13 protein-coding genes are annotated in these 24,494 nt (G+C 66.5%); 8 read left to right on the top strand and 5 right to left on the bottom strand.

The features are described 5' to 3' along the window. The first annotated feature begins 249 nt into the window (after positions 1–249). Complete coding sequence (gene trhA, locus DES44_RS21285) at positions 250–924, top strand: PAQR family membrane homeostasis protein TrhA (protein WP_058934189.1); 675 nt, start codon at positions 250–252, stop codon at positions 922–924. A 232-nt stretch (positions 925–1,156) separates the two neighbouring features. Here trhA and DES44_RS21280 read toward each other — a convergent pair whose 3' ends face one another. Continuing rightward, a complete protein-coding gene (locus DES44_RS21280; RefSeq protein ID WP_116001840.1) occupies positions 1,157–1,492 on the bottom strand; it encodes a DciA family protein in 336 nt (111 codons plus the stop codon). 290 nt (positions 1,493–1,782) lie between these two features. On the opposite strand from DES44_RS21280, the gene secA reads away from it, so the two are divergent. From secA to argJ, 4 genes are all read left to right on the top strand, one after another. Further along, positions 1,783–4,536 (top strand): preprotein translocase subunit SecA, encoded by a 2,754-nt coding sequence (gene secA / locus DES44_RS21275; protein WP_058934191.1) that lies wholly within the window; start codon positions 1,783–1,785, stop codon positions 4,534–4,536. A 266-nt stretch (positions 4,537–4,802) separates the two neighbouring features. Then, complete coding sequence (locus DES44_RS21270; RefSeq protein WP_170156721.1) at positions 4,803–5,351, top strand: FxDxF family PEP-CTERM protein; 549 nt, start codon at positions 4,803–4,805, stop codon at positions 5,349–5,351. Positions 5,352–5,413: 62 nt separating this feature from the next. Further along, complete coding sequence (locus tag DES44_RS21265) at positions 5,414–5,968, top strand: FxDxF family PEP-CTERM protein (protein ID WP_058934193.1); 555 nt, start codon at positions 5,414–5,416, stop codon at positions 5,966–5,968. A 216-nt stretch (positions 5,969–6,184) separates the two neighbouring features. After that, entirely contained in the window at positions 6,185–7,414 is a 1,230-nt protein-coding gene (argJ, locus tag DES44_RS21260) for a bifunctional glutamate N-acetyltransferase/amino-acid acetyltransferase ArgJ (RefSeq protein WP_058934194.1), read from the top strand. A gap of 51 nt (positions 7,415–7,465) precedes the next feature. Here the strand turns inward: argJ and DES44_RS21255 are convergent, their stop codons facing one another. Next, complete coding sequence (locus DES44_RS21255) at positions 7,466–9,121, bottom strand: hypothetical protein (protein WP_147307164.1); 1,656 nt, start codon at positions 9,119–9,121, stop codon at positions 7,466–7,468. A 165-nt stretch (positions 9,122–9,286) separates the two neighbouring features. On the opposite strand from DES44_RS21255, the gene DES44_RS21250 reads away from it, so the two are divergent. Together DES44_RS21250 and DES44_RS21245 are read left to right on the top strand one after the other, a co-directional pair. Next, positions 9,287–10,249, top strand: coding sequence for a response regulator (locus tag DES44_RS21250; protein ID WP_058934196.1), 963 nt, complete (start codon positions 9,287–9,289; stop codon positions 10,247–10,249). A gap of 110 nt (positions 10,250–10,359) precedes the next feature. Further along, positions 10,360–11,619, top strand: coding sequence for a class I SAM-dependent methyltransferase (locus DES44_RS21245; RefSeq protein ID WP_058934197.1), 1,260 nt, complete (start codon positions 10,360–10,362; stop codon positions 11,617–11,619). A gap of 144 nt (positions 11,620–11,763) precedes the next feature. Here the strand turns inward: DES44_RS21245 and DES44_RS21240 are convergent, their stop codons facing one another. Next, a complete protein-coding gene (locus tag DES44_RS21240) occupies positions 11,764–15,093 on the bottom strand; it encodes a hypothetical protein (RefSeq protein ID WP_058934198.1) in 3,330 nt (1,109 codons plus the stop codon). Between the two features lie 45 nt (positions 15,094–15,138). Continuing rightward, the gene (locus DES44_RS21235) at positions 15,139–18,012 is read right to left on the bottom strand and encodes a hypothetical protein (protein ID WP_058934199.1); all 2,874 of its coding nucleotides are present in this window, start codon (positions 18,010–18,012) and stop codon (positions 15,139–15,141) included. A gap of 531 nt (positions 18,013–18,543) precedes the next feature. On the opposite strand from DES44_RS21235, the gene DES44_RS21230 reads away from it, so the two are divergent. Further along, a complete protein-coding gene (locus tag DES44_RS21230) occupies positions 18,544–21,084 on the top strand; it encodes a membrane-bound PQQ-dependent dehydrogenase, glucose/quinate/shikimate family (protein WP_058934200.1) in 2,541 nt (846 codons plus the stop codon). A 37-nt stretch (positions 21,085–21,121) separates the two neighbouring features. On the opposite strand, the gene DES44_RS21225 is transcribed toward DES44_RS21230, so the two are convergent. Beyond that, positions 21,122–24,493 (bottom strand): hypothetical protein, encoded by a 3,372-nt coding sequence (locus DES44_RS21225; RefSeq protein WP_058934201.1) that lies wholly within the window; start codon positions 24,491–24,493, stop codon positions 21,122–21,124. Position 24,494 lies beyond the last annotated feature (1 nt).

Below are 24,494 nucleotides of genomic sequence, written 5' to 3'. Positions count from 1 at the left end.
CGCTTCGGGGATGGGGAGACTGATGGGCGCGATCGTAGGTTGGGACAGGGGCTGCACCGGCTCGGTGCTAACCCCCACTCCTTCTTCGACGGGGGCGATCAGCGGCTCAGTGGCTCAGTGACTCAGCAGGCCATGTCGCCCAAGGCGGCCAGCCTTTGGCGCGGGTCAAGGCCCGGCTCCCTGCAGTCCTTCAGAATCGGTGGCATCCTTGTCCACAGTCTTTTTGGCTCGAACGGACCCAACCGCTGCATGTCTTCCTCCGCCACGCTCCCCGCCGACCGCCCCCAGACGCTGGGTGAAGAAATCGCCAACGCCATCAGTCACGGGCTGGGGGCCCTGCTGGCCATTGCAGCCCTACCGATTCTGGTCATCCGCGCCTTGAACCACGGCGGCACGGCTGACGTGGTGGCCGCTGCCATCTTCGCCAGCACCGGCATCCTGCTCTATGGCATCTCCACGCTCTATCACGCGCTGCCCGCGTCGTTGGCGCAGGGGCGTCTGAAGTCCTGGCTGATGCGGCTGGACCATGCTGCCATCTATGTCTTCATTGCCGGCAGCTATACGCCGTTCACCCTAGGGGTGCTGCATCAGGGGCCGGGGGTCAAGCTCTTGATTGCCGTCTGGGCGGCGGCGGCATTTGGCGTGACCATCAAGCTGCTGAACCGGCTGCGCCACCCGCTGGTCTCCACGGCGCTGTACCTCGCGATGGGCTGGGTGGTGGTGTTCGCCATCGGCCCGCTGATCGAGCGCACGCCCGGTCCGGGTCTCGTGCTGCTGGTGGCCGGGGGCCTGAGCTACACGCTGGGCGCGATCGTCTTCCTGTTTGACAACAAACTGCGCTACGCCCATTTCGTCTGGCACCTCTTCGTGCTGGGCGGCAGCGTATGCCACTTCTTCGCGGCGCTGTTCTACGCCTATCGGTAAGGGTGACGCGCAGAGCCTGCGCGCCGGTCAGGCCCCAACGTCAACGGGATCCTGCCTGAAAGCGTCCTCGCGGTTGGAGGGCTCAGCGCGTTCATCGGTCTGCGTATTCGCAATTCGCGAATTGCGAATGTCCCATACCTGACAAGCACTTAGCGATGTTTCAACGCGGTGCCGATCCTTCGGCAGTGCCGGACGAGCAGATCCCCCAAGCCGGCGCCTCAGGGCAAGGGGATCAAGACTGTCTCACCTTGATCCGCAGTTCGCCCTGCTGCAGCAGCCCTTGTTCCTGCAGCAAGCGCAGCAGCACCGGCTGCATATGTCTCAGCTTTGTAGCAATCGCAGCGTTGTGTGCCACGACCGTCCAGCCGTTTTCATCCAGCGTGCCGGCTTGAATGAATTGCCGCATCGGCTTGGGCAGCGCCACGCTGATGACCGCCAGATGGTGCTGCGACGCCTGCAGCCGCTGCCCCAATTGGGCCAGCGTCCCGTGACGCGACAAGGCCTGGCCGAAATCCATGGGATCCGGCGCCTCCGGTCGGGGGCGGGGCGGCAGGTAACGCGTCGTCATGCCCCGCAGTGTACGAGACCCGGTCCGGAGAAGCGCGATCCCGCGAGCACCGATCCGGCCGGACCGTACCAGGCGAGCCGGATGCCGAAAGTCCGGGTGCTAAACTCCGCCGGTTTTTCTACGCGTGGATGCTGCCGGGCGCGTGCCCTGCCGCAGCTGTCCAGGCGAGGCGTTTGATGAGGGTTTGCCCCAGGCGCTTGCAGAGCCGCCGCTGAGGGGCTTGCAATGCCCCGCAGGACCCTCACCTGACGGCATCCCGTGTATCCACGACAAGAACTCCATCCAGCTTCATGTTGCCCAAGCTTTTGACCCAGATTTTTGGCAGCCGCAATGAGCGGCTGCTCAAGACCTATCGCAAGGTCGTCCAGCAGATCAACGCGCTGGAGCCCCAGTACGAAGGTCTGAGCGACGAGCAATTGCGTGGGAAGACCGAAGAGTTCAAGAAGCGGATCGCCGGCGGCGAATCGGTGGACGACCTGCTGCCCGAAGCCTTTGCCGTCTGCCGCGAAGGCAGCAAGCGCGTCCTGAAGATGCGCCACTTCGACGTGCAGCTGATCGGCGGCATGGTGCTCAATGCCGGCAAGATCGCCGAAATGCGCACCGGTGAAGGCAAGACGCTGATGGCAACGCTGCCGGTCTACCTGAACGCACTGGCCGGCAAGGGCGTGCATGTGGTGACGGTGAACGACTACCTCGCCCGTCGTGACGCCGAATGGATGGGGCGCCTCTACAACTTCCTGGGCCTGAGCGTCGGCATCAACCTGCCGCATGCGCCGCGCGACCAGAAGCAGGCCGCCTACGCCGCCGACATCACCTACGGCACCAACAACGAATACGGCTTCGACCATCTGCGCGACAACATGGTCTACGAAGTGCAGGACCGCGTGCAGCGCGGCCTGCATTACGCCATCATCGACGAGGTGGACTCCATCCTGATCGACGAGGCCCGCACGCCGCTGATCATCTCCGGCCAGGCCGAAGACCACACGGCGATGTACCACGCCATCAACCAGGTCGCGCCCAAGCTCAAGCGCCAGATCGGCGAGATGGACCCGCGCACCGGCGAAGGCGTCATCGAACCGGGCGACTTCACGGTGGACGAGAAGTCTCACCAGATCTACCTGACCGAAGACGGCCACGAGAATGCCGAGCGCCTGCTGAGCCAGACCGGCCTGCTGGCCGAAGGCGCCAGCCTCTACGACGCGGCCAACATCACGCTGATGCATCACCTGTATGCATCGCTGCGGGCCCACCACGTCTATCACCGTGACCAGCACTATGTGGTGCAGAACGGCGAAGTCATCATCGTGGACGAATTCACCGGCCGCCTGATGACCGGACGCCGCTGGAGCGACGGCCTGCACCAGGCCGTGGAAGCCAAGGAAGGCGTGCAGATCCAGGCCGAGAACCAGACCCTGGCCTCGGTGACCTTCCAGAACTACTTCCGCATGTACGGCAAGCTGGGCGGCATGACCGGCACCGCCGACACGGAAGCCTACGAATTCCAGGAAATCTACGGCCTGGAAACCGTGGTGATCCCGCCCAACCGTCCGACGGTGCGTCGCGACGAACTGGACCTGGTCTACAAGACCGATGACGAGAAGTACAACGCCGTCATCGAGGACATCCGCGACTGTCATCAGCGCGGCCAGCCGGTGCTGGTGGGCACGACCTCGGTGGCCAACTCCGAGAAGATCGCCGAGATGCTGGTCAAGGTGGGGCTGCCCCACCAGGTGCTCAATGCCAAGCAGCATGCCCGCGAGGCGGACATCATTGCCCAGGCCGGTCGCCCGGGTGTGATCACCATCGCCACCAACATGGCCGGCCGCGGCACGGACATCGTGCTGGGCGGCAGCATCGAGAAGGACGTCGAGGCCATCGAGGCCGACGAGTCCCTGTCCGAGGCCGACAAGCAGGCCCGCATCGCCACGCTGCGGGACGAGTGGAAGCAACTGCACGAGCAGGTCAAGGCTGCTGGCGGCCTGCGGGTCGTCTCCACCGAGCGTCATGAAAGCCGCCGGATCGACAACCAGCTGCGCGGCCGTTCGGGCCGCCAGGGCGACCCGGGCTCCTCGCGCTTCTACCTGTCGCTGGACGACCAGCTGATGCGCATCTTCGCGGGCGACCGCGTGCGGGCCATCATGGACCGCCTGAAGATGCCCGAGGGCGAGGCCATCGAGGCCGGCATCGTCACCCGTTCCATCGAAAGCGCCCAGCGCAAGGTCGAAGCCCGCAACTTCGACATCCGCAAGCAGCTGCTGGAATACGACGACGTCTCCAACGACCAGCGCAAGGTCATCTACCAGCAGCGCAACGAGATCCTGGAAGCGTCGGACCTGCTGGAGCAGATCACCCATCTGCGCCATGGCACGTTGACGGACATCGTCCGCGGTTTCGTGCCGGAAGAAAGCCTGGAAGAGCAGTGGGACCTGCCGGCCCTGGAGCGCGTGCTGCGCGAGGACTGGCTGCTGGACGTGCCGCTGACCGCGCTGCTGGAAAAGAGCGAGACGCTGACCGACGAGGACATCCTGCAAAAGGTGCTCGCCGCCGGCGACGCCGCCTTCCAGGACAAGCTGGACCGCGTTGGCCTGGAGCAGTTCACGCCCTTCATGCGCATGGTGCTGCTGCAGAGCATCGACCAGCACTGGCGTGAGCATCTGGCCTCGCTGGACTACCTGCGCCAGGGCATCCATCTGCGTGGCTATGCGCAGAAGAATCCGAAGCAGGAGTACAAGCGCGAAGCCTTCGAGCTGTTCTCCCAACTGCTGGACACGGTTAAGACCGATGTCACGCGCGTGCTGCTGAAGGTCCGCATCCAGAGCGAGGAAGAAGCCAGCGCTGCGGCCGAAGCCATCGAGCAGCGGGCCGAGAGCGTCAGCAATGTGACCTACACCCATCCCAACGAGGACGGCTCCATCTCGCAGGACGCCGAAGCGACCGGCCCGGCCGCCATTCCGCCGGAGTGGGGCCATGTGGGTCGCAACGATCCCTGCCCGTGCGGCAGCGGCAAGAAGTTCAAGCAGTGCCACGGCAAGCTGGCTTGATCTTCACGACGAGCGCGGGTCGCTGAGACCCGGCGCAGTCCCCAGTCACCAGCCCCCCAGCGGCACCTTCGGGTGCCGCTGTTGTTTTTGCTGGACGCGCCAGGGGGCCGTGACGGCGCCTGGCTTGCGAGCCGTGTGATTTGTCACGCAGATCGCCCGCATGGTGGGCGCTCCCCCGCGAGGCGGGGAGACCGGCCTCACGCACCTCTCGATACAGTCCACGCAAGACCCGTCCCTTCGGGTGCTGACTGACAACGACCATGCCCATGTTTCACCGTCTGACTCTCGTCGCCCTCCTGGCCACCAGCGCCGCCGCCGCACAGGCCGCACCGGTGCTGGCGGAACAGTCCGTCGCCCTGCAGGCGAGCAAGACCGGCGCCACCCAGACGGCCACGCTGAAGTCGGTGCACACCGTCGCCGGTGAGTTCATCGACACCTTCACCCTGACGGGCCTGGACGGCTGGGCCAAGATCAATGCGAGCCTCACCACGCTGGGCTCCACCCAGGTGCTGGACATCGACTTCGTGTCGGCCAGCATCAACGGCGTCGCCTACTCGCTCACCAAGAGCCTGCTGGGCAGCAATCCCGATGGCGTGGAAACCGGCAGCTTCGTCAACACGCTGCTGAGCGCGCCGCTGGTGCTGACGGTGCACGGCTACGCCGGCGCTGGCCTGGCCGCGGGAACGCCGATCAACGCCAGCTACTCGGGCACCTTCAACGTGACGCAGGTCTCGCAGGTGCCGGAGCCGGCCAGCCTGGCCCTGGCCTTGGCCGGTCTGACCGGCATCGCCGTGTCGCGCCGCCGCAAGGCCTGAGAGGCGGTGCTCGCCCCTTGCTGCCTGCCCGCATCGTCCGAACCTCCTTCAGATCGCCCCTCATGAAACGTCTGACCCAACCTCTGATCGCCCTGCTGGGTGCTGGCCTGCTGGCCCTGACCGTGGCAGCGCCCGCAGCCGCCCGCTCGGTGGATGTGGACCTGATCTCCGGCACCGATGGCAGCAGCGCCACGGGTGCGAATCCGGTGTCCTATTTCGAGGTCGGCAGCTTCACCGACACCTTCAAGCTGCACCTGACCGGCAACTCGCTGGTGGAAGTGGGCCTGATCACCATCGGCGCCAGCGACGACCAGTTCATCACCTTCAGCAAGGTGCTGCTCAATGGCGTGCCGCTGTCCATCCAGACGACCGTCCAGCCGGACGGCACCCGCACCAGCCTGGGGTATCTGACGCAGACGGGCCTGAGCGGCGATGTGCTGCTGACGGTCGAGGGCTACGCCGGCGGCGAGCTGCCGCTGGGCTCCAGCATCAGCGCCAGCTACACCGGCACGTTCAACGTGCTGGCCTCGCCGGTGCCGGAACCGGCCAGCGCGGGCCTCATGCTGGCAGGCCTGGGCGTGATGGGGATGGTGGCCCGTCGCCGTCGCAAGGGCTGACCCACGCCAGGCAACCCCGCTCAATCGCCCCGGACTGCCTCCAAGGCCTCGCATTGCGAGGCCTTTTGCTTTCCAGGGCGCCCCATGCAGGCCTGCACATTGCCGACCTACAAGCATTGCCGACCTGCAAGCCCAGGGCCGCTCCTACAATGCGCGCCACGATCATCCGGTCCCGGCCCGGGGCCGTCCCCCTCTCACTTCCTGAGCAGCACCGCCATGCCTGTCAACCTCACCGCTCCCGATCCCCACTCCCTGCTGCCCGTGCCCGGCGTGCGGCTGGGCGTCACGATGGCAGGGGTCCGCAAGGCCAACCGGCGTGACCTGACGGTGGTGGCCCTGGACCCTGGCGCCAGCGTGGCCGGTGTCTTCACCCGCAACCGCTTCTGCGCCGCGCCGGTGCAGGTCTGCCAGGAGCATCTGGCCCAGCGCAGCGACATCCGCGCACTGGTCATCAACACCGGCAATGCCAACGCGGGCACCGGCGCCGACGGTCTGGCTCGTGCGCGCCAGACCTGCGAAGCGCTGGCCGGCCTGATGCAGCTGGAGCCGCAGCAGGTGCTGCCGTTCTCCACCGGCGTGATCATGGAAACCCTGCCGGTGGACCGCATCGTCGCGGGCCTGCCCGCCGCCATCGCTGCCCTGGGCGTGGACCAGTGGGGCGAAGCCGCCGCCGGCATCATGACCACCGACACGCTGCCCAAGGCCTGCTCCCGCACCGTGGTGATCGGCGGCAAGACGGTGACGCTGTCGGGCATCTCCAAGGGCGCCGGCATGATCCGCCCCAACATGGCCACCATGCTGGGCTTTGTGGCCACCGATGCGGTCATCGCGCCCGAGCTGCTGCAGCCGCTGGTGCGGGAAGCCGCGGACCTGTCCTTCAACCGCATCACGATTGACGGCGACACCTCGACCAACGACTCCTTCGTGCTGATCGCCACCCACCAGGCAGGCCATGCGCCCATCACCTCGCTCAGCAGCGAGGAAGGCCGCCTGCTGCGCGATGCGGTGGTGGCCGTGTCCCAGCAACTGGCCCAGGCCATCGTGCGGGACGGCGAAGGCGCCACCAAGTTCATCTCGGTGGTGGTGGAGGGCGGCAAGACCGAAGACGAATGCCGCAAAGCCGCATATGCGATTGCGCACTCGCCGCTGGTCAAGACCGCCTTCTTCGCCAGCGACCCCAACCTGGGCCGCATCCTGGCGGCGGTGGGATATGCCGGCATCGACGACCTGGACCAGAGCCTGATCGAGCTGCACCTGGACGACGTCCATGTGGTCACCCGCGGCGGCCGCCGCCCGGAGTACCGGGAAGAGGACGGCCAGCGGGTGATGAAGCAGAGCGAGATCACCGTGCGCGTGGGCCTGAACCGGGGAGCGGCCAGCACCACCGTCTGGACCTGCGATTTCAGCCACGAGTACGTGACGATCAACGCCGATTACCGGTCCTGAGGGCTCGCCCCTGCGGGGACCGGTTCCTAAGCCTGCCGCGGCCGGGGCCCGTCAGAAATCGACGGCCCGGGCCCGCACGCCTCGCGCCAGCAGCGTGGCGTTGATGAGCTGAGCCTCCTCCCGGCTGCCAAACGGCCAGACGGCCGCCCGCCACCCTTCCTTCGTCTGGAACACCGCGCCGGAGAGGACCTGGCCGCCGCCGCGCAGCGTTTGTCCCACCATCTCCTGCATGCGGGCGAGCTGGGCTTCGGCTTCCGGTTTGGTCTTCTGCGGCAGGCCCACCAGGGCCACCAGCTTGGCGCCCGGCGCGCTGCGGTTGATCAGCTTGCCCAGGCCTGCATCGTCCACGGCGAGCCGCTGCTCGGCCTCGTCGGGGGCCTTGGCCGTCCCCGCCTTGGCACCTGCTGCCTGTGGGCTGGGCGATGGCGAAGCGGGCGCCTGCGAAGTCGACGCCGGTGACGGCTTGTCGTCCTTGGCAGGAGCGGGTGAGGGCGCTGGCGCCTGCGGGGTCTGGCCCTGCGTGGCCTGCGCCTGCTTCTGTGCCTGTTCTTCCTTCAGCCGCTCCACGCCGGACTGCAGGCTGGGACGACCGCCGTTGCTGCGCGGTTTGGGCAAGGGCAACTGGGCACCACTGGCAGCGGTCGCCGAAGAAGCCGCTGCCGAGGGCTCGCTGGCGGCGCCAGAGGCTGCTGAGGCCGCTGCCTGGGCCGCTGGGGTCCCCATCGCTGCGGAAGCCGCGGCGGAGGCGCTGTCTCCCGGCACGGCGGCGGATTCGCCGGCATCCACTTCGCTGGCGGCTGACGATGCAGCGGCCGAAGCGGCCATGGCCGCCTTGGCTGCCGCATCGCTGGCGGCGCTGGACGCACCAGCGGCGGCCGATGCGGATGAAGCCGCCGAGGCCGCCGCAGCCGCAGACTGCGCGGCATCGGATTCCTTGGCCGCGTGCGGCCACAGCCCCCAAAGCAGCAGCGCCAGCAGCACCACGGCCACTGCGGCGACGGCACCCAGCCGCTTGGGGTCCAGCGCACGCTTGCCCAGCACCTGGTCCCTGCGCCCGACCAGCACGCGGGTGCGCGCGGGACCGGCGTCGATGGCGGCGCTCAAAAGCACCAGCTCCATCGGCCAGGCACCGCTTTGGGTCGCGCCGCCCGATTCCAGTTCACTGTTGCTGATCTCCACCCGGCGCAGCGGCAACTCGTCCGGGGCGCTGGTGAAGCCGTAATCCAGCGCCATGGCGGCCACGGCATCCGGCTTGAGCCCGGGGATGAACACGTCGCTCCAGGCCCGGCGCGGTCCGCCCGCAGCGGCCTTTCGGCGTTGCCAGGGCCAGCGTCGCTTGGGCTTGGCCGGGGGCGCGTCCTCCGGCGAAGCCACGGTGGAGGCGGCATCCAGGCTGGGTTCCTTGGGCAGCGGCTGGGCCAGGAAGGGCAGGGCGACGGCACCGACCGTGTGCACGTCCTGCACACCGATGCGGCGAGCCAGCGGATGTTTGTTGTGCCAGTTGACCAGCAGCCAGGCCACCGCATCCGGGGCAGGGCCTTCCCACGGCGCGGCCGGCGCTGCTGCGGGCGACGCGGTCCCCGATGATGCGTCAGCCGCTGCGGCGGAGGCCGGGGAGGGGGCAGCTACCGGCGCGGCGGACGGTGCAGCTGCCGGCGCGGCAGCCGGCGGGAGGGCGTTGTCGTTGGAACCGGGCTGTTCGTCCATACCGGACGATTATGTCGTGCAACGAACCGCGCAAACCCCGTCCCGGGCCGCACAGCCGCGCAGGAAGGCGTCAAAGCGGCCGCCTTGCGGGCTTTGTTGACCGATGTTCAGACTCTCTCCATTGGCGCTTGTGCACCGGGCATGGGATTTGTATGGTGGAGACATATGCCCGACCTGATGTCCGAAGAGAAGTCTCCCGCTGCGCAGCGGCTGCTGATCGTCCAGGCGCTCTCGGTCCAGCCGCTGGCCGAGGTGCTGGAGGAGAGCGGCTATGAGCTGACCCGCGCCGGTGATGTCCCGTCCGCTCAGGCCGCGCTGGCGGACCTCACCGCGCTGCCGCGCCTGATCCTGATGGACATGGAGCTGCCCGACCTGGCCTGGCCCGCCTGCGTGAGCCTGCTTCGCGAGCTGGCCGCCAGCGGAGTGCCGGTCATCACCCTCAGCCGTCGGCAGGATGCGCAACGCGGCGCCGCATTGCGGGATGCCGGCGCGACCGACTGCCTGCTCAAACCCGTGCGGCTGAGTGAACTGCTGGCGCTGATCGAGCGTCGCATCCATCCGGTCAACCGTGCACCGGTGGCCGAACCGCAACGGCCGGTGGCCAGCATGACGGTGCGGGAGCGGGACGGTCACTGCAGTTGGCAGACCCCGCAGGCGCGCCTGTTGATGTCGCAGTATTTCCCGGCGCCCTGGGCCGACCATGCCCGCTTGCCACCGGAAGTGCTGGCCTGGCTGCACCGGGAGGCGCTGCGGCGACGCGCGGGCGCCGCGCCGTCGGGCCTGACGGTGGCGCCGAGGGCGGGGCAGTTGCGCCAGCGGCTCAGCTTCAACCTGATGCCGGCGGACCCGGAGGTGATCGGCGCCGGGCACTGGTTGCTGGTGTTGCATGAAGGGGATGAAGCGGCGCTGGTGTCGCGGCTGGCCAAGTCGCTGGACCTGCCGCTGTCGGACGCGGAACTGCTGTACTGGACCCTGGGGCAACCGTTGCCGCGCCAGCAGGTGCATGAACTGGGGTTGAGCGAGCAGGCCTACGACGGCCGCATGCGCACCCTGTGCGAGCGGCTGGGCGTTCAGGACGCCGCGCAGGCAGTCGCCCGGGCGCGTCATGCGCTGATGCCGCAGGGGTGATGCCGAAGGGGTGATGCCGCAGGGGTGACGCTGAAAGGGCCTCCCACCCCGGAGCCAGCGACCGCCGAAGATTCCGCGACAATTCACGGCTGTCCCCCGCCCTGGTTCCCATGTTCAGCTCTCTTGTCCCGCCGCCCCCCGGATCGCCCGCCGCTCCCGATGAACGCGAGCGCTTTGTACGCCTGCTGCGAACGGCGGTGGCTGAACGCCGGCTGGAGCGGTTGCTGCTGAGCAAGTACGAAGGGGACGACGACATCGAGCGTCTGACCATTCGTCTGATCGAGCTGCGCGGGGAGCCGACGCTGACCTTTCTCTGGCGTCACGCCACCAAGGACATCACCCGCAACCATGCGGTGGAGGACGGCGTGAACGAGATCCAGCGCCTGCTGGGCGCTTCCTTTGCGCAGGCCAATCTGGACACCGCCACTCAGCAGGTCCAGTTGCGCTTTAGCCGCAAAGGCAAGCCGCTGCTGCATGTGGCGCGCAAGGTGGCCGACGCCGGTCGCGCGGGGGGCGAAGAGGCCGGCCACGACCGCCAGAAACCCCGGGCCCTGTCGCTCGACAGCCCGTTCTGGCGCGAGCTGGGCGTGACCCATGAGGTCAAGGGTCGGGTGGACCTGGTGCCGGCGATGGCGCGCAAGTGGAAGCAGATCAACAAGTTCATCGAGATCTTCGCCGCGGCGGTTCGCCATGCCGGCCTGGCCGACCCCGGCACGCGGGTGCGGCTGGCTGATTTCGGATCGGGCAAGGGCTACCTGACCTTTGCCATGCACGACTACCTGCAAGGGCTGGGGCTCTCGCCTGACGTGCAGGGCGTGGAGCTGCGGCCCGACATGGTCCGCGTGGGCAATGAGGCGGTCGCCCGTCACGGCCTGCAGGGGCTGCGGTTCGAGCAGGGGGATGTCCGGGCCCGTGAAGACATGCGGTTGGAAGTCATGGTGGCCCTGCATGCCTGCGACATCGCCACTGACTACGCCATGCATGTGGGCCTGCGCAGCGGCGCTCGCATCATCATGTGTGCCCCGTGCTGCCACAAGGAAGTCCGTCCGCAGATGCGCACGCCCGCTGCCCTGCGACCGCTGCTCCAGCATGGCATTCATCTGGGTCAGGAAGCGGAGATGGTGACCGATTCGGTCCGTGCGCTGCTGCTGGAGCTGATGGGGTATGACACCCAGGTGATCGAGTTCATTGCGCTGGAACACACCAGCAAGAACAAGATGGTGCTTGCGGTGAAGCGGCCGCAAGGCGTCTCCACGGCCCGCCGGGCGGAGCTCGTGCAGCAGCTGCAGGACATCAAGCAGTTCTATGGGCTGCGCCAGCAGACGCTGGAGACCTTGCTGATCCAGGACGGCCATCTGGCCACGGCCTGAGACCGCCGCTGCCTCATTCTTGAGCAGAGGAAGCTTTTCTCTGCAAGATCAAGGACTTGCGGCAGCCGGCCTCAGCTTCTCCCACGACTTGTCCACAGTCTGCGGGGGTAAGGTTGATGATCCGGGGCAGGCAAGCACGCGGGCTCAGGGGCGCCTGGGGGCGGTGCGAGGAGGGAGCCGGTGCGGTACTGGCGGAGGCAACTCCCCGGACGCTGGCGTTGGCCGCGCCACCGCGTGTGGACGGGGATACGCCGATGGAGGGGTCCCCCTGGGACGCGGCGTTGGCGGCGTTGCCCATGTTGGGGCTGATCCGCTGACGTGGATCCACGCCTGCTGCAATTGGGCATCGACCGGTCCGTGGTGCAGCTTCTCGGTCTTGGCTTGCTTCATCAGCGGCTCCAGGATCAACAGGAGCGCCTCAGTGGGGTGCCGGCCCAGCGCTGCACGTACGCCCATGCCGACGCCCACATCGGCCTCCATCAATTGGTAGCCCCACCAGTTCGCATGGATGCGCCCATCCGAGGTGCTGGAGAGTGAGGTGTCCAGCAGGCCTTCAAGGACGGTGCGAAAGGCTTCAGCGCGGTGGGCGGCCATGGGCGTGAGGCGATATCGCGCCAACGCATGCAGCAGCTTCAACACGGGCAGCCCCTGCAAACGGCCTTGCTGGCCCAGTTCAAGCACACCGAGCAGATACGCATGCAGCGGGGTGGCCGGCCCAGGCTTCCCATTCGGACCCTTGCGCGACGCCAGAAGACGTTTGGCCACGGCTTCTCCCCCCACCTCGCGCAACACCAGCAGCCTTGCCAGCTCGTCATCGGACAGCAGCTTCTGCTGATGGGCCACGCCATACAAATGGATCAGGGACGTGATGGCGGAGGTGTCGCCCTGCTCCTTCATCGTGCTAAAGAGCAAGCTGCGCGGCGCCTGCGCGGGGTTAGCGGTGGCTTCCAGCAGCCGGACCACGCCGCCCGGGGGGAGTGAGCCGGACAGTGCCCCGATCGTCTGCAGCCAGGCCTTGGCTCGCGCCAGCCCGTCCTTGCCTGCAATCAGACGCGCCAGCAGCGGTTGTCCGGCCGCATCGTAGGCCGCCAGGAGGGTGAGGAGCTCCTCTGGCGTCAGATGGGTGCGGAACGTGGCTTCCTTCAGAGACAGTGTCCAGCGATCCAGGCAGGCGCCGGCTTTGGGCTCCGTGAGCATGATCTCGAAACCGGGCATCCCTTCCATGTCTCGGAAGGCCAGCAAATCCGGCATTTCCTCTTTGGCGAGCATGCCGGTGGAGACTGCATACTGAAGCTGGCCCATTTGCTCGTAGAGCGCCTGAGCATGGCCATTGCGCAGGGCCATCACGGCGCCGGAGTCGCAATCCTGCGGCACGCTCCTCACGAGTGCAGCGGCCTGTTCATCGGTGAGATGCCCATGGCTGTGGTGAAGGCGCACCCGCCTGTGAAACCAGTTCACCGTTTCGAACTGACCGCTTTCCAAGGCACCCCGGCAGCCGTAGCCTGGCGCCAGGGCGCCTTCCATCAGCACCGGCAAGCTGTTCGCGGGCAGCAGGCCCCGTTGGACCATCTCCATCACAGCGTCTGCATGCGCCTCCAGCATGTCCACCTTGCACTCTCCCATGAGGGGCTGCATGGGGATGGTCACCAGGGTCTGCAGCGTCTTGCCGGACACACGGCCGAAGGTCGCGGCCACGCGCAGCAGCCACAGGACATGGGTCAGGCTGGAAACCCGTCCGACTTTCGCAACTTCCTCGACAAGACCTCGCTCACCCAAGGTGAAGAGTTGCTTCGTCTCTACTTCCGACAGGGCCGGCAGCGCATCCTCGATCTTGCCGACCCACACGCGCTCCACGTCGGGCGATGCGTCGGTGCGCATCAAGCGGCCCATGGTTCGTTCCACCCCCACCACCCGGGCCAGCAGGGCGGGGCCACCTCCCCAGTGGAACCAGTCGTGCGCACGCGCTCCCTCGGGGCTCTGCATCAGCTGTGTCAGCGCTTTGTGCATCCCGGCACGGGTGAGCACCGGCAGCAACAGCCGCACCCGCTCCTGACCGATCGGCCGATGCCGCGCGATCCAGTCCCGCATGCTGTCATCGTCCATGGACCGGCAGAAGGTGGTGCAGAGCCCGGTGTCGGTCAGCCAGTGGGGCGGCAAGGACATCAAGTCCCTCGGCAGGTTGGCGCGTATCACCGATTCGGTCAGTGCAGAAGGCGGGGCGTCCCCCCGCCCATGTTTTTGCATGGACAGCACATGCGCGACCTTGGGAGGGACCGCCTGACGGGTCGAGTGGCCCTGTCTCTGTTCCTTGACGATGAACAGCTGCCAGTTGATGTGCGAAATCTCCCAGGATGCATCATCGTCATAGCCCATTTGCAAGGGCTTGTTGGGCTGTTCGACGATCAAGCCCTTCTGGGCCAACACCGTCAGCAGGTCCCGGGTCAACAGCGACAGATCCTCCTGCCAGAAGATATGCCGGGTCTGCGCGTCCTCCCTCACCAGATGCTCGAGGGGGATGGGCCCATACGTCGCGTTCACCCTGGCATGCTCCTGCCTGATGAAGGGCATCATCAGCGACAGGTCCCGTCGCGTCAGCGATTGTCCGGGGTGGGTCGCCTCGCGCAGGCGGGTCATGTAGCGTTCCGCCAGGTCTCCGGCCAGCGCCACGGGATGCAGACGGTGACGCAGGACGCTATGAGCGCTCGTGAGCAGTTCCCCCGTGATCAGGTCGGTCCGGGTGCTGAGGGCGCCATCGACGGGGCCGACGGGAAGACCCAGTTCCAGCTTCAAGCGCTGGATCACGTGCTTTTCATGGGCCCGGAGCCATTCCGCCCAAGCGGCACGCGACCGCAGGGGGACGGGAGCGTCGGTGGGCGGATGGCTGATCGTTTCCTGCAGCAGAGCGTCGATGCGCGCCACCAGCACCTCATGGAATTCACCGCGCAGGCCGGCTGGGTCGCTGTTCAGGCGAAGGGCCGCTTCATGAAGCGCCGGGCAGACGTTGCCGCAGGCACGCAACTCGCTGGCGAGTTCACGCAGCGCGGTCTTGCGGTCTTCCAGGTCCGCACTGTCTTGGGCCAGTCGTGTGCAGAAGCTGTCGAAGTGCCGTTTGCCGAGCCCGTACAGCGGCTCGAGCGAGTCCCCAAAGTGCTGCACCCCATCGGCCCGGGTGAGCCGTTCTGCAAAGGTGTCGAGCCCAGTCAGGACGACATCCGCCTCCTGGAGGGTGAAGTGCTTCTCGGCGAAGGCCTTGCATTGCTCGATCCGTTCCAGAAACTGTTGTTGGACGGCCAGAAACTGTGGGGAGTTTCGGAAGCTTGCAAAGTTGCCTCTGCCGGCCGAGTCCAGCGGTTGGAAGGACACCCAGTCCTCGCGGGGGCGCTGCGGCATCAGTCGCTTCGGATCCTTGAAGCTGTCGGGCGTGAAGAGTTTCGGGACAGCCGCGAGGAAGCTGACGGAGGGGGACGGGAACATATGGAGTCAGGAGCGCGGTGGAAGGAATGGCGGCGGCCCAAGGCACTAGGCCAGGCGTGCAAGGAGGCTTTTTGCTTGCTCCCAGGAGAGGATCTGCAAACCGTTCGCGGTGATGATGGTGTTGTGGATGAAGGCCAGCGCTGCGGGGTCTCTCACGCGGAGCAGGGCCGTCAGGGGTGAATTCGTTGGGTTCTGAGGTTGCAGCAGCGTCAACCAGTCCTGGGCCGTGATGGCACCGAGTTGGTACAGCGTCAGGGAGGTATTGATCAGCCGGGTCAGCATGGCCCCCTTCTTCTGTTGGATGGCCACGAGGAGGGCGGATGATCCCGGCCGTGGGGGGCCTGCGTCGGCCACTCGCCCGTCCAGCACCCGGATCAGGGCCGCCGACGACAGCCGTCTCTCGCGTCCCAGCTTGATGAGGACGTCCAGGAATGCATCGACCGGCGCCGGTTTTCCGCGATAGGTGGCCGACACGATGGCGGGGAACGGGGTTTTAGCGCCGCAGGAGCAGAGCAACGCCTCAAGTACGTCCGAGGGCAACACGCGCCGCTGATGGAGGTGGGTCAGATGGCGGATGTAGGCCCTGAACGGCGTGGGGTGCACCTCTTTGAGCAGCAGGTCGTGCATGATCGGCAAGCACGAGTCGGGGTCGCGGGCGGGCGGTCCGCTTCGCAGCAGGCGGGTCAGCTGCGACAGGTCCAGCGCCTGGGCATGGTGGAGTTCGGTCAACGTGTGCATCCAGTTGCGCAACGGCCCCGCCAAGGGTTTGCGCACCAGTGCATGCAGGAGGGGAACACCCGCCAGGTTCCTGTCGGTCAACATCCTCTCGACATCGCGCCGCTCGATCAGGTCTTCAAGCGTCGCACTCGACACTGCGTCACACCATGCGTTCAAGCAGGCCGTGTTCTTGTCCTCCAGCAGATGGACGAGGCCGGATTCATGCGGTCCTTCGCACCCCAGTTGCAGCAGCAGATGGCCCTGGCTGATGAGCTTGTCTCTCGCGGCGCGGAGCAGCCAGTCCAGATACACGCCCAGGGTCACGGCTTGGCCTTGCAGCACCGTGTCGTAGGTGACCGCCGATCCGTTCGAACGCGGTTGGGTGATCAAGTCCAGCAAGCCGTCCTCGACGCTGAGAAGGTCTCTGCGGTGCAGGGTGTGGACGAAATCCAGATACCAGCGCAGGCATTCGCCCTGGCCTTGGACCATCGCGCCTTCGCAAGCCTCACCCGGGCGGTTTCCGCCCAGCAGCGCCACCAGGTCCCGACGGCTGATCCACGAGTGCTGCAGCGCGTCGATGAGGAAGGGCGCCAGTGCCTGGATCGCCTCGAGATGCCCATGCTCCATCGCCGCCTGGAACGGGCAGTCGACCTGCGCGGGGACTTCCTTCACCGACACGATTCCGCGGGTCAGGCCGGCCTTCAGGAGCGACACCGCCACCGAGACCGGGTGACCGCGTCCCTCCATCATGGCGGCGAAGACCAGATTGAGCCCACGGCGCGGAGACAGCAGGGCGTGCACCTGGTCCGGCGGCAGGTGCTCAAACGCGCTGCGCAGGTAACTCAGCCAGATCCTTTGCGTGCGGGGATCGGTGGCGCTCATGGCCATCGTCAGCAGCTTGGCGTCTGCCTCTTGCAGCCAGCGAGGTCCGCCGAGCGAGGGCTTTGCCAGCAAGGGTTCGAGCCAGTCGCTGCTGCCTCGCGAGGTCAAGGCGTCTGCCAGGGTCAGCGCGGTGTCCGGTCGAAGGTGAGGCGTGGCCTGCAGCCATTGCAGCCAGTCATCGCGGTCGATGCGGCGCAGCCATTCGAGCACCTGGCGCCGGTCGGTCAACCAATGCTCGGGAATGTGGCGCAGGCGCTCACGCGATTCGCCGCGAATCACGGTCCAGACCAGTGCGGCCGGCAAGGCCTGGGGCTCTCGTTTCAACTGTTGATCGAGCGCGAGTACGTGGTCCAGCCGAACAGGCACGAGGAAGGTCTGCGAGGGGCCGCTGGGCCGCTCCACGACATGGAACAGCCGCCCTTGCACGCTCTTGAGTTGCCAGGTGCCGTCGCGGCTGGTGGCAGTTAGCAGGGTCTCGCGGGCTTGGGGCATCACCAGCCGCTCGGTCTCCAGCGCCTTCAGCAGTTCCAGGGCCAGACAGGAGGCGTCGGTTTGCCAGCGGTAGCTGCCGCTGGATTCGTCCGCCACCATCAGGCTGGTCATGGACACCGGTGTGATCGCCTTGTTCACACGCGCGACCGCGGCTTGAATGTCCGGCATGACGTCGTTGAGATCGGCCCCGGACCCCAGACCGGGGACATGCGGCGGCAGGAGGGCCTGCAGCCTGCCCCAATACACGTCCGCCAGATCCTCGGCCACTTCGGTGGGCTGCAAGCCCCGGCGCAGCTCGGCCACATGATGCGGTTCATGCTGGGGGAAGAACAGTTTCGGGCCCAGGCTGTGGATGTCGGACCTGTCAGCGCCCGGCAGGCGGTACTCCAGCCTCAGCCGGTTGACCCCATGCACTTCCATGTCGAGCCGCCAGGCTTCGGTCTCGTAGTAGCGCTGCTCGAGCTGATAGACCTCCCGGCAGACGGTGTCTCCCCGGTTCTGGATGACCCGCAGCATGGCGCTGCGCAATCCATCGGGAGCGGTATCCAGCGCCTGCGCCGTCTGGATGAAGGCCGGGCCGGTGGACAGGCATTTATCCAGGAGCGCGGCCATCTCCTGCAACTGGGCTTTGCGAAAGTCCTCCGGCAGCTCTTCCTGCTCCAGCCGCTGGCAGATCCGGTCCATGGCCCGTTTACCCTCGCCAAAGAGCAGCGGCATGTTGTCGGTGACATAGGACTCACCCCATCGATCATTCAGGCGATCACGAAAGACATTCAAGGCATCGCTGATCCGCTCCGCTTCCTGGGGGAGGCAGAGCTTGCGGGCCATGCGCTCACAGTCGTCGACACGCGCCAGCCATTGCCGATGAGTCTCCAGGAACAGCGGGGAGTTCCGGAACTGTTTGTACTCCGGGGAGTGGATGTTTTGAGGACCTGTGTAGGACACCCAGTCAGGATTGGGCGCAGGCGCGGCGACCGGCGTGACGGGAGGGTCGAACGCGCTTGGGGTGTAAAGATCCCGCGCATGATCGAGGAATGAAGTGACCGATGGCGTGAACATGCCGCTGAGTGCCGGTGGCAGGCAGCTCGGTGCGCAGCTTCAGTGGGTCAATTCGCGGTCGGCGCCCACTCGTTTCACCGGTCGCCTGCCTCATTCTTGAGCAAAGGACCTGATTCCCTTGTCAATCAATGACTTGCGGCGTCCGACCTCAGCTTCTCCCACGACTTGTCCACAGTTGGCGGGAGTAAGGTCGTGCACCCCGCCGAGCCTCGCACAGGCAATGAGATCAAGGCCGCGCGCGGGCGGGTCAGGGCATGGATATTGCCATCCGGGGGCATCGCATTGTCTGGAAGCCACGTCATGGCCGCCGTCCTTTCCCGAATTGCTGCACCGGTTCCTCTCCTGGCCCGCCTGTTTGGCGGTGTGCTGCTGCTGCTGGGCTTTGTGCTTCTGGCGGCGGGCGGGTGGCTGGCCTCCGTCGGAGGCAGCTGGTATTACGCCCTGGCCGGCTTGAGCCTGGCGTTCATCGGGGGGCTGATGTGGGGACGGCTCCGGGAAGCCTATCTGCTGTATGCCGTGTTTTTCCTGGCGAGCCTCGCCTGGAGCCTCTGGGAAGTGGGCATCGACTGGTGGCCGCTGGCGGCACGGCTGGATGTGCCCTGGGTCATCGGCGCGCTGATGCTGGCGCTGCTGCCCTGGCTGCATCCTTCGGTGCCGGACACCGATCCCAGGCGGCTGCGCTGGAGCAGCCGACCCAGCCAGTTCCTGATGCTGTCGCTGGCGGCTTTTGTGGTGGTGGCCGTGGTGTCGTGGACCCGCGATCGGCATGCGCTGGAGGGCGAGATCGCGGAGACGCCGGCTGAGCCCGCAGCGGCGACAGCGGCGACGGCGGCGGCCGCGTCAGCCTCCGACGCGCTGCCGGACGGTGAATGGCATGCCTATGGACGCACCAACCTTGGCCAGCGCTATTCACCGCTGAACCAGATCACCCCGCAAAACGTGGCCCAGCTCAGCATGGCCTGGGAGTTCCGCACCGGCGACATGCGCGGGCAGCCCGGCGACCCGAAGGAAACCACCTTCGAAGTCACGCCGCTGAAGATCGGCCAGCGGCTGTTCCTGTGCACGCCTCATCAGTCGGTGCTGGCGCTGGATGCGACCACCGGCAAGGAGCTGTGGCGATACGACTCCAAGGTGCAGGGCCAACTCGCCTTGCAGCATCTGACCTGCCGCGGCCTGTCCTACCAGGCGCCGCCGACGGCAGAAGCAGGCGCGGCGCAGGCCACTGCGACGACCGCCTCCGCTTCGGCACCCGGGGCCGCACAAGGGGCCGCACCAGGCGCCACACCAGGCGCAGCCCTTGGCGCTACGCGCGCGTCGGCCGAATGCCCGGCCAAGCTCTTCATGCCGACTGCGGACGCTCGTCTCATCGCACTGAATCCGGACACCGGCAAGGTCTGCCAGAGCTTCGGCAAGGGCGGCGCCATCAACCTGTGGACCGGCATGCCCAATGCGCAGCCCGGGGCCTACTATTCCACCTCCCCCGTGGTGGTCACCCGCCGTCTGCTGATCGTCGGCGGCACGGTGCTGGACAACGCCTCCACCAAGGAGCAGTCCGGCGTGATCCGCGCCTACGACATCGAAACCGGCGCGCTGGTGTGGAACTGGGATTCGGGCAATCCGGACGTCACCACGCCGCTGCCTGCCGGTCAGACCTACACACCGAATTCCCCCAACAGCTGGTCGGTGGCTAGTGCGGATGAGCAACTCGGACTGGTCTACCTGCCCATGGGCAACCAGCCGCCCGACCAGTGGGGCGGCCGCCGGTCTGCGGCGGTGGAGCGCTATTCCTCGTCGGTGGTCGCGCTGGACATTGCCACCGGCCAGGTGCGCTGGGTGTTCCAGACGGTGCATCACGACCTGTGGGACTACGACGTGCCGGCGCAGCCCGTGCTGGTGGACCTGACCGTCAACGGCCAACGGGTGCCGGCGCTGGTGCAGCCCACCAAGCAGGGCGAGCTGTTTGTGCTGGACCGCCGCACCGGCCAGCCGATTCATCCGGTGCAGGAGGTGGCGGTGCCGCAAGGGGCGGCCACCGGCGACCACACCGCGCCCACGCAACCGGTGTCCGCGATTTCCTTCGAGCCGCCCAAGCTCAGCGAAAAGGACATGTGGGGCGCCACGATGCTGGACCAGCTCTGGTGCCGCATCGCCTTCCATTCGCTGCGGTATGAAGGCCGCTTCACGCCGCCCAGCACCCAGGGCTCCATCATCAACCCCGGCAACTTCGGTGTGTTCAACTGGGGCAGCATTGCGGTGGACCCGGTGCGGGGCATTGCCTTCACCACGCCGGCCGTGCTGGCCTTCACTTCACAGCTGGTGCCGCGCCAGGACGACTCCAGCCTGCTGGTGCAGGACGACGGCAAACCCACCGGCGCCCTGCCGGCGCTGAACGAGAACTTCGGTGCGCCCTTCGCATCCCGCATGAAGCCCTTCACCTCGCCGCTGGGCGTGCCCTGCCAGGCGCCTCCCTGGGGCACGGTGGCGGGCGTGGACCTGAACAGTGGCAAGGTGGTCTGGCGCCATCGCAATGGCACGGTGCGCGACCTCTCGCCCGTGCCGGTGCCCATCCGCATGGGCGTGCCCAGCCTGGGCGGCCCCTTGATGACGGCCGGCGGCGTGGCCTTCCTGTCGGGCAGCATGGACAACTACGTGCGTGCCTATGACGTGCGCAATGGACGGCAGCTGTGGGAAGACCGACTGCCCGCCGGCGGACAGGCCACGCCGATGAGCTACCAGGATGCGCAGGGCCGGCAGATGTTGCTGGTGGTGGCCGGTGGCCATGGCTCCACCGGCACCAAGCCCGGGGACTATGTGCGTGCGTATGTGCTGAACAAGCCTTGAACATGGCTAAGGCGCCGGGTCTTCGAGGCGGGTGCACTCAGAACCGAGTGTGAAAGGCAGCAGTCGAAACGCCAGCGGCGCCACGGCTGGCCCCGCCGCTGGCCCCGCCGCTGGCCCCGCCACTGGCGTTACCGCTGGCGCCAGCGGCGGAGGGGCCCGGACGAGCCGGCCGCGGCGCAACAGGCGGCGGCATCAGCGTTGATGAAGGCGGCTGGGCAGACCCCTGACCAGCCGTTGCCGTTGACGTTTGAAACCGTGGCAGGGGCTGCGGTTTGCGCGGTTTCTGCGGGGGATGCGCTTGTCCATGCGTCTCGTGCAGTTGTCGGATTTCAGCGAGGTACTGAACCCCGTCGGCGCTCGGAATCATGCGACGTTGCTCCGCCTGAATCACTGCGTTCTCGAGGAGCTTCAAGATCGCGACGGCGTCCTCGCGGCTGCCTGACGTTGCGGCCCTCGGCTCGTCGCAGTTCAGCAGCAATTCGCCCCAAAAGCGACCCTGGACGCGCTGCTGGTCCGCGGTGGCGACTTCGGTCCCCAGCAGCTTTTTGATGAAGCGCTGCAAGTCGGATTCGGCCAGCACACTCACCGACGAAAGGCGCAACCGGGCGATGGCGTGCAGCAGCGTGAGCAGGGGGGCGCCGTTGAGCTGACCGGCCTCGCCCAGCGCCAGCAAGCCCTCCACCATCGCTCGCCAATGCGCGCTCAGCGGAAGCAGCTTTTTCAGGGCCGTTGGCCGGGGGGAGAACTCTGGGTCTTGAAGGGGGATCAGCAATTGCGCCAGCTCCCCCTCGGACAGCTTGTAGCGCTCGTAAGCAAAACCCATCAACTCAAGCAATTGAGTGACGTTGTCAGGGGATTCACTGGCTTGCATCGCCTCCAGCAACAAGCCGTTCTCCGGGTAGTCTGCCATGCGCGGATAGCCGCCCAGCAAGGCGGTGAAGGCTTGCTGATTCAGGATGCCGGCGTCTTTGATCCTCGCGGCTTCAGCCAGCCAGGCTTTGCCGCGCTGCACGCCGCCCGCGCCGTCGAACAGAGTCAGGAGGAGGTGTCTGCCGTCTTCCGTGCGCGGGGCCAGCAGCCCCATCACCGCAGACTCGGGCAGGCGCTTGGTCCTGGCCGCTTCGACGATGGCCCGCCGCCAGGGTGCAAGGCAGGGGTGAAGGTCCGATTGTCCGAGCATGGTGAACAAGCCGGAGCGGCCCCTTGCATCCCGGCAGGCCAGGACTTCGGCAAACTCTTCCGGAGAAAAAACACTCATCTCGAAAGCGCGGTGCAACTGCGTGAAATGGGCGGACAAGGCGTCATCATGGCCATTGCGGATGGCTTTCACCGCCCCTGAGTCCTGGCAGGGCGGTCTGCAAGACAGCAAGCTGGCCACACGCTTGGCCATGAACACGTTACGGCCGTGCAGATGCAGCACCTGCCGGTCATACCACTCCACCACCTCCTTGCTTCCGACTTCCAAGGCGCCGGAGCAGCCCTGGCGGTCCTCGCCGTCCAGCAGGGTAAACAGCGAGTCAACGCTGACGGTCCCGCGCAAGTGCAGTGCAACCACTTGCTCGACATAGGAATTCAGGGTGACGAAGTTGCCGTTCTTCATCATCGCCTGGATGTCGATGTCCAGAAGGTCGTGCAACTTCCGGGCCTCGAAGCCCGCTTTGTCGTGTGCCGCGGTCACCAGGTGGAGGTAGTCGAGGATTGAGCCGAAGCCGGCGCTGGTCAATGCCCGTCGGGTGCGTTGGGTGGGAAGCTCGAACCACGCTTTCACCTCCTCGGTGCTGGTCTTAGGGACGGCATCCCTGAAAGTTTTGAGCCACTGCCTGCGCGTTTGATCGCAGGAGTGAGTCAAGGCCCTCAGCAACATCTTCTGGCCGCCCGCCGCCCGCACGCAGACCTCTGAGTGATTGTTTTTCGGATTGAACACTGTGGACAACGAGCGCCACATGCTCAGATCGGTCAGCGTGGGCAGCAATAGCGACAAGTACGAGCAGTCCAGAGGCCCTTCCCGTTGCAGCACGGTCTGGATATGGGCGTCTCCCTGGGAACGGCAGAATCGGCTGACATGGGCTTCGGTCGTCAACCAACTGATGGGCATTTCGCGCCAGTTCTCCGGCTTGTCTGTCAACACCGCGGTGGTGAGTGCAGCAGGGGGGGGCTGCATGGGCAACTGGTCCATCAGTTTCAATGCGTGATGCATCCGCGCCGGCGTCCTCTCCGCCGGGGCCGTGGGCGTTGTGCGTTGCTCCACCAGGAAGAGTCGCCAATCGACCTGCATCAGGTCCCAGACGCCATCTTTGGAGCCGTCGCGCAGCACACTGGAGCAGGGTTGCGGGACGATCAGGTTCTGCCGGGCCAGCGACTCCAGCAGATCGAGCGCCAGCAGCGACCGGTCTTCCTGCCACTGGCACTCGCCGGCGTCGTCGTCCATCGTCAGGATGCTGTGCAGGCTCACCGGGCCAAAGGTCGCATTCAAGGCGCGCTGGGCTTGTTCAATCGCAGCCATGTGATCGCCGAGCTTGGCGCCCGGCGCGACCGCCTCTTTGGGCAATTTGCTGCGCAGCTGCATCATGTAGCGGTCCGCCAGGTCGCGTGCCAGCAGCACCGGTCGCAACTCGGCTTTGAGCAGGTCCTTGGCTTCATCGATCTGATAGGTTTCGACCAAGTTCGCCGCACCCATAAAGCGGTCCAGCGCGCCCACATTGGGAAGATCCAGCTCCACCTTCAGGCGATTGATCATGTGGACTTCCATGCGTTCGAGCCTCCTCAGCCGTTTGGTCACGTTCTCCGGCGTTTGCGGGACGCCTCGCATCGGACGGTTCACCACCTCTCGCAGCAGCGCATCGATGCGCTGCATCAGCAGCTCATGGAACTCACCATGCAGGCCCCCAGGCGCGCGGTCCAGGGCCAACGCGGCGTCGTGGAAGGCCGGGCCGGTCGACCGGCAGTTGTGCAGCTCGCTGGCGAGCTCTCGCAAGGCCGCCTTGCGTTGATGCAGGTCGATGTCCTGCTGCAGCCGCAGGCAGAAGGTGTCGAAATGACGTTTGCCCGACCCATACAGCTGCGACAGGGTATGGCCAAAGTAGGTGTCACCGTCGCCGACCAGCAGACGACCCCGGAACTTGGCCAAACCATCGAGAATGCTCAGCTGCTCTTCGCGGGTGAAATGCGCGTGGGCAAACTGCTCGCATTGCGCGATGCGGTCGAGGAACTGCTGCTTCGCGAGCTCGAAAAGGGGGGTCTTCCGGAAGGTGTCGAATTCGCCGTCGCTGGAGGCGGCCAGCGTGTTGAACGACACCCAGTCCTGGGGCAGGACGGGCGCGTCCAGGCGCGGCGGCGGCTCAAAGCTGGTGCTGGTGTAGAAATGCGGCACGTCCCTCAGGAACGGCGATGGGTGGGTCGGGGTGAACATG

Origin of the sequence: Roseateles depolymerans (genome assembly GCF_003387155.1) — a bacterium.
In the GTDB taxonomy this organism is placed as follows: domain Bacteria; phylum Pseudomonadota; class Gammaproteobacteria; order Burkholderiales; family Burkholderiaceae_C; genus Roseateles; species Roseateles depolymerans.
This window is presented reverse-complemented; position numbering and strand designations above follow the sequence as displayed.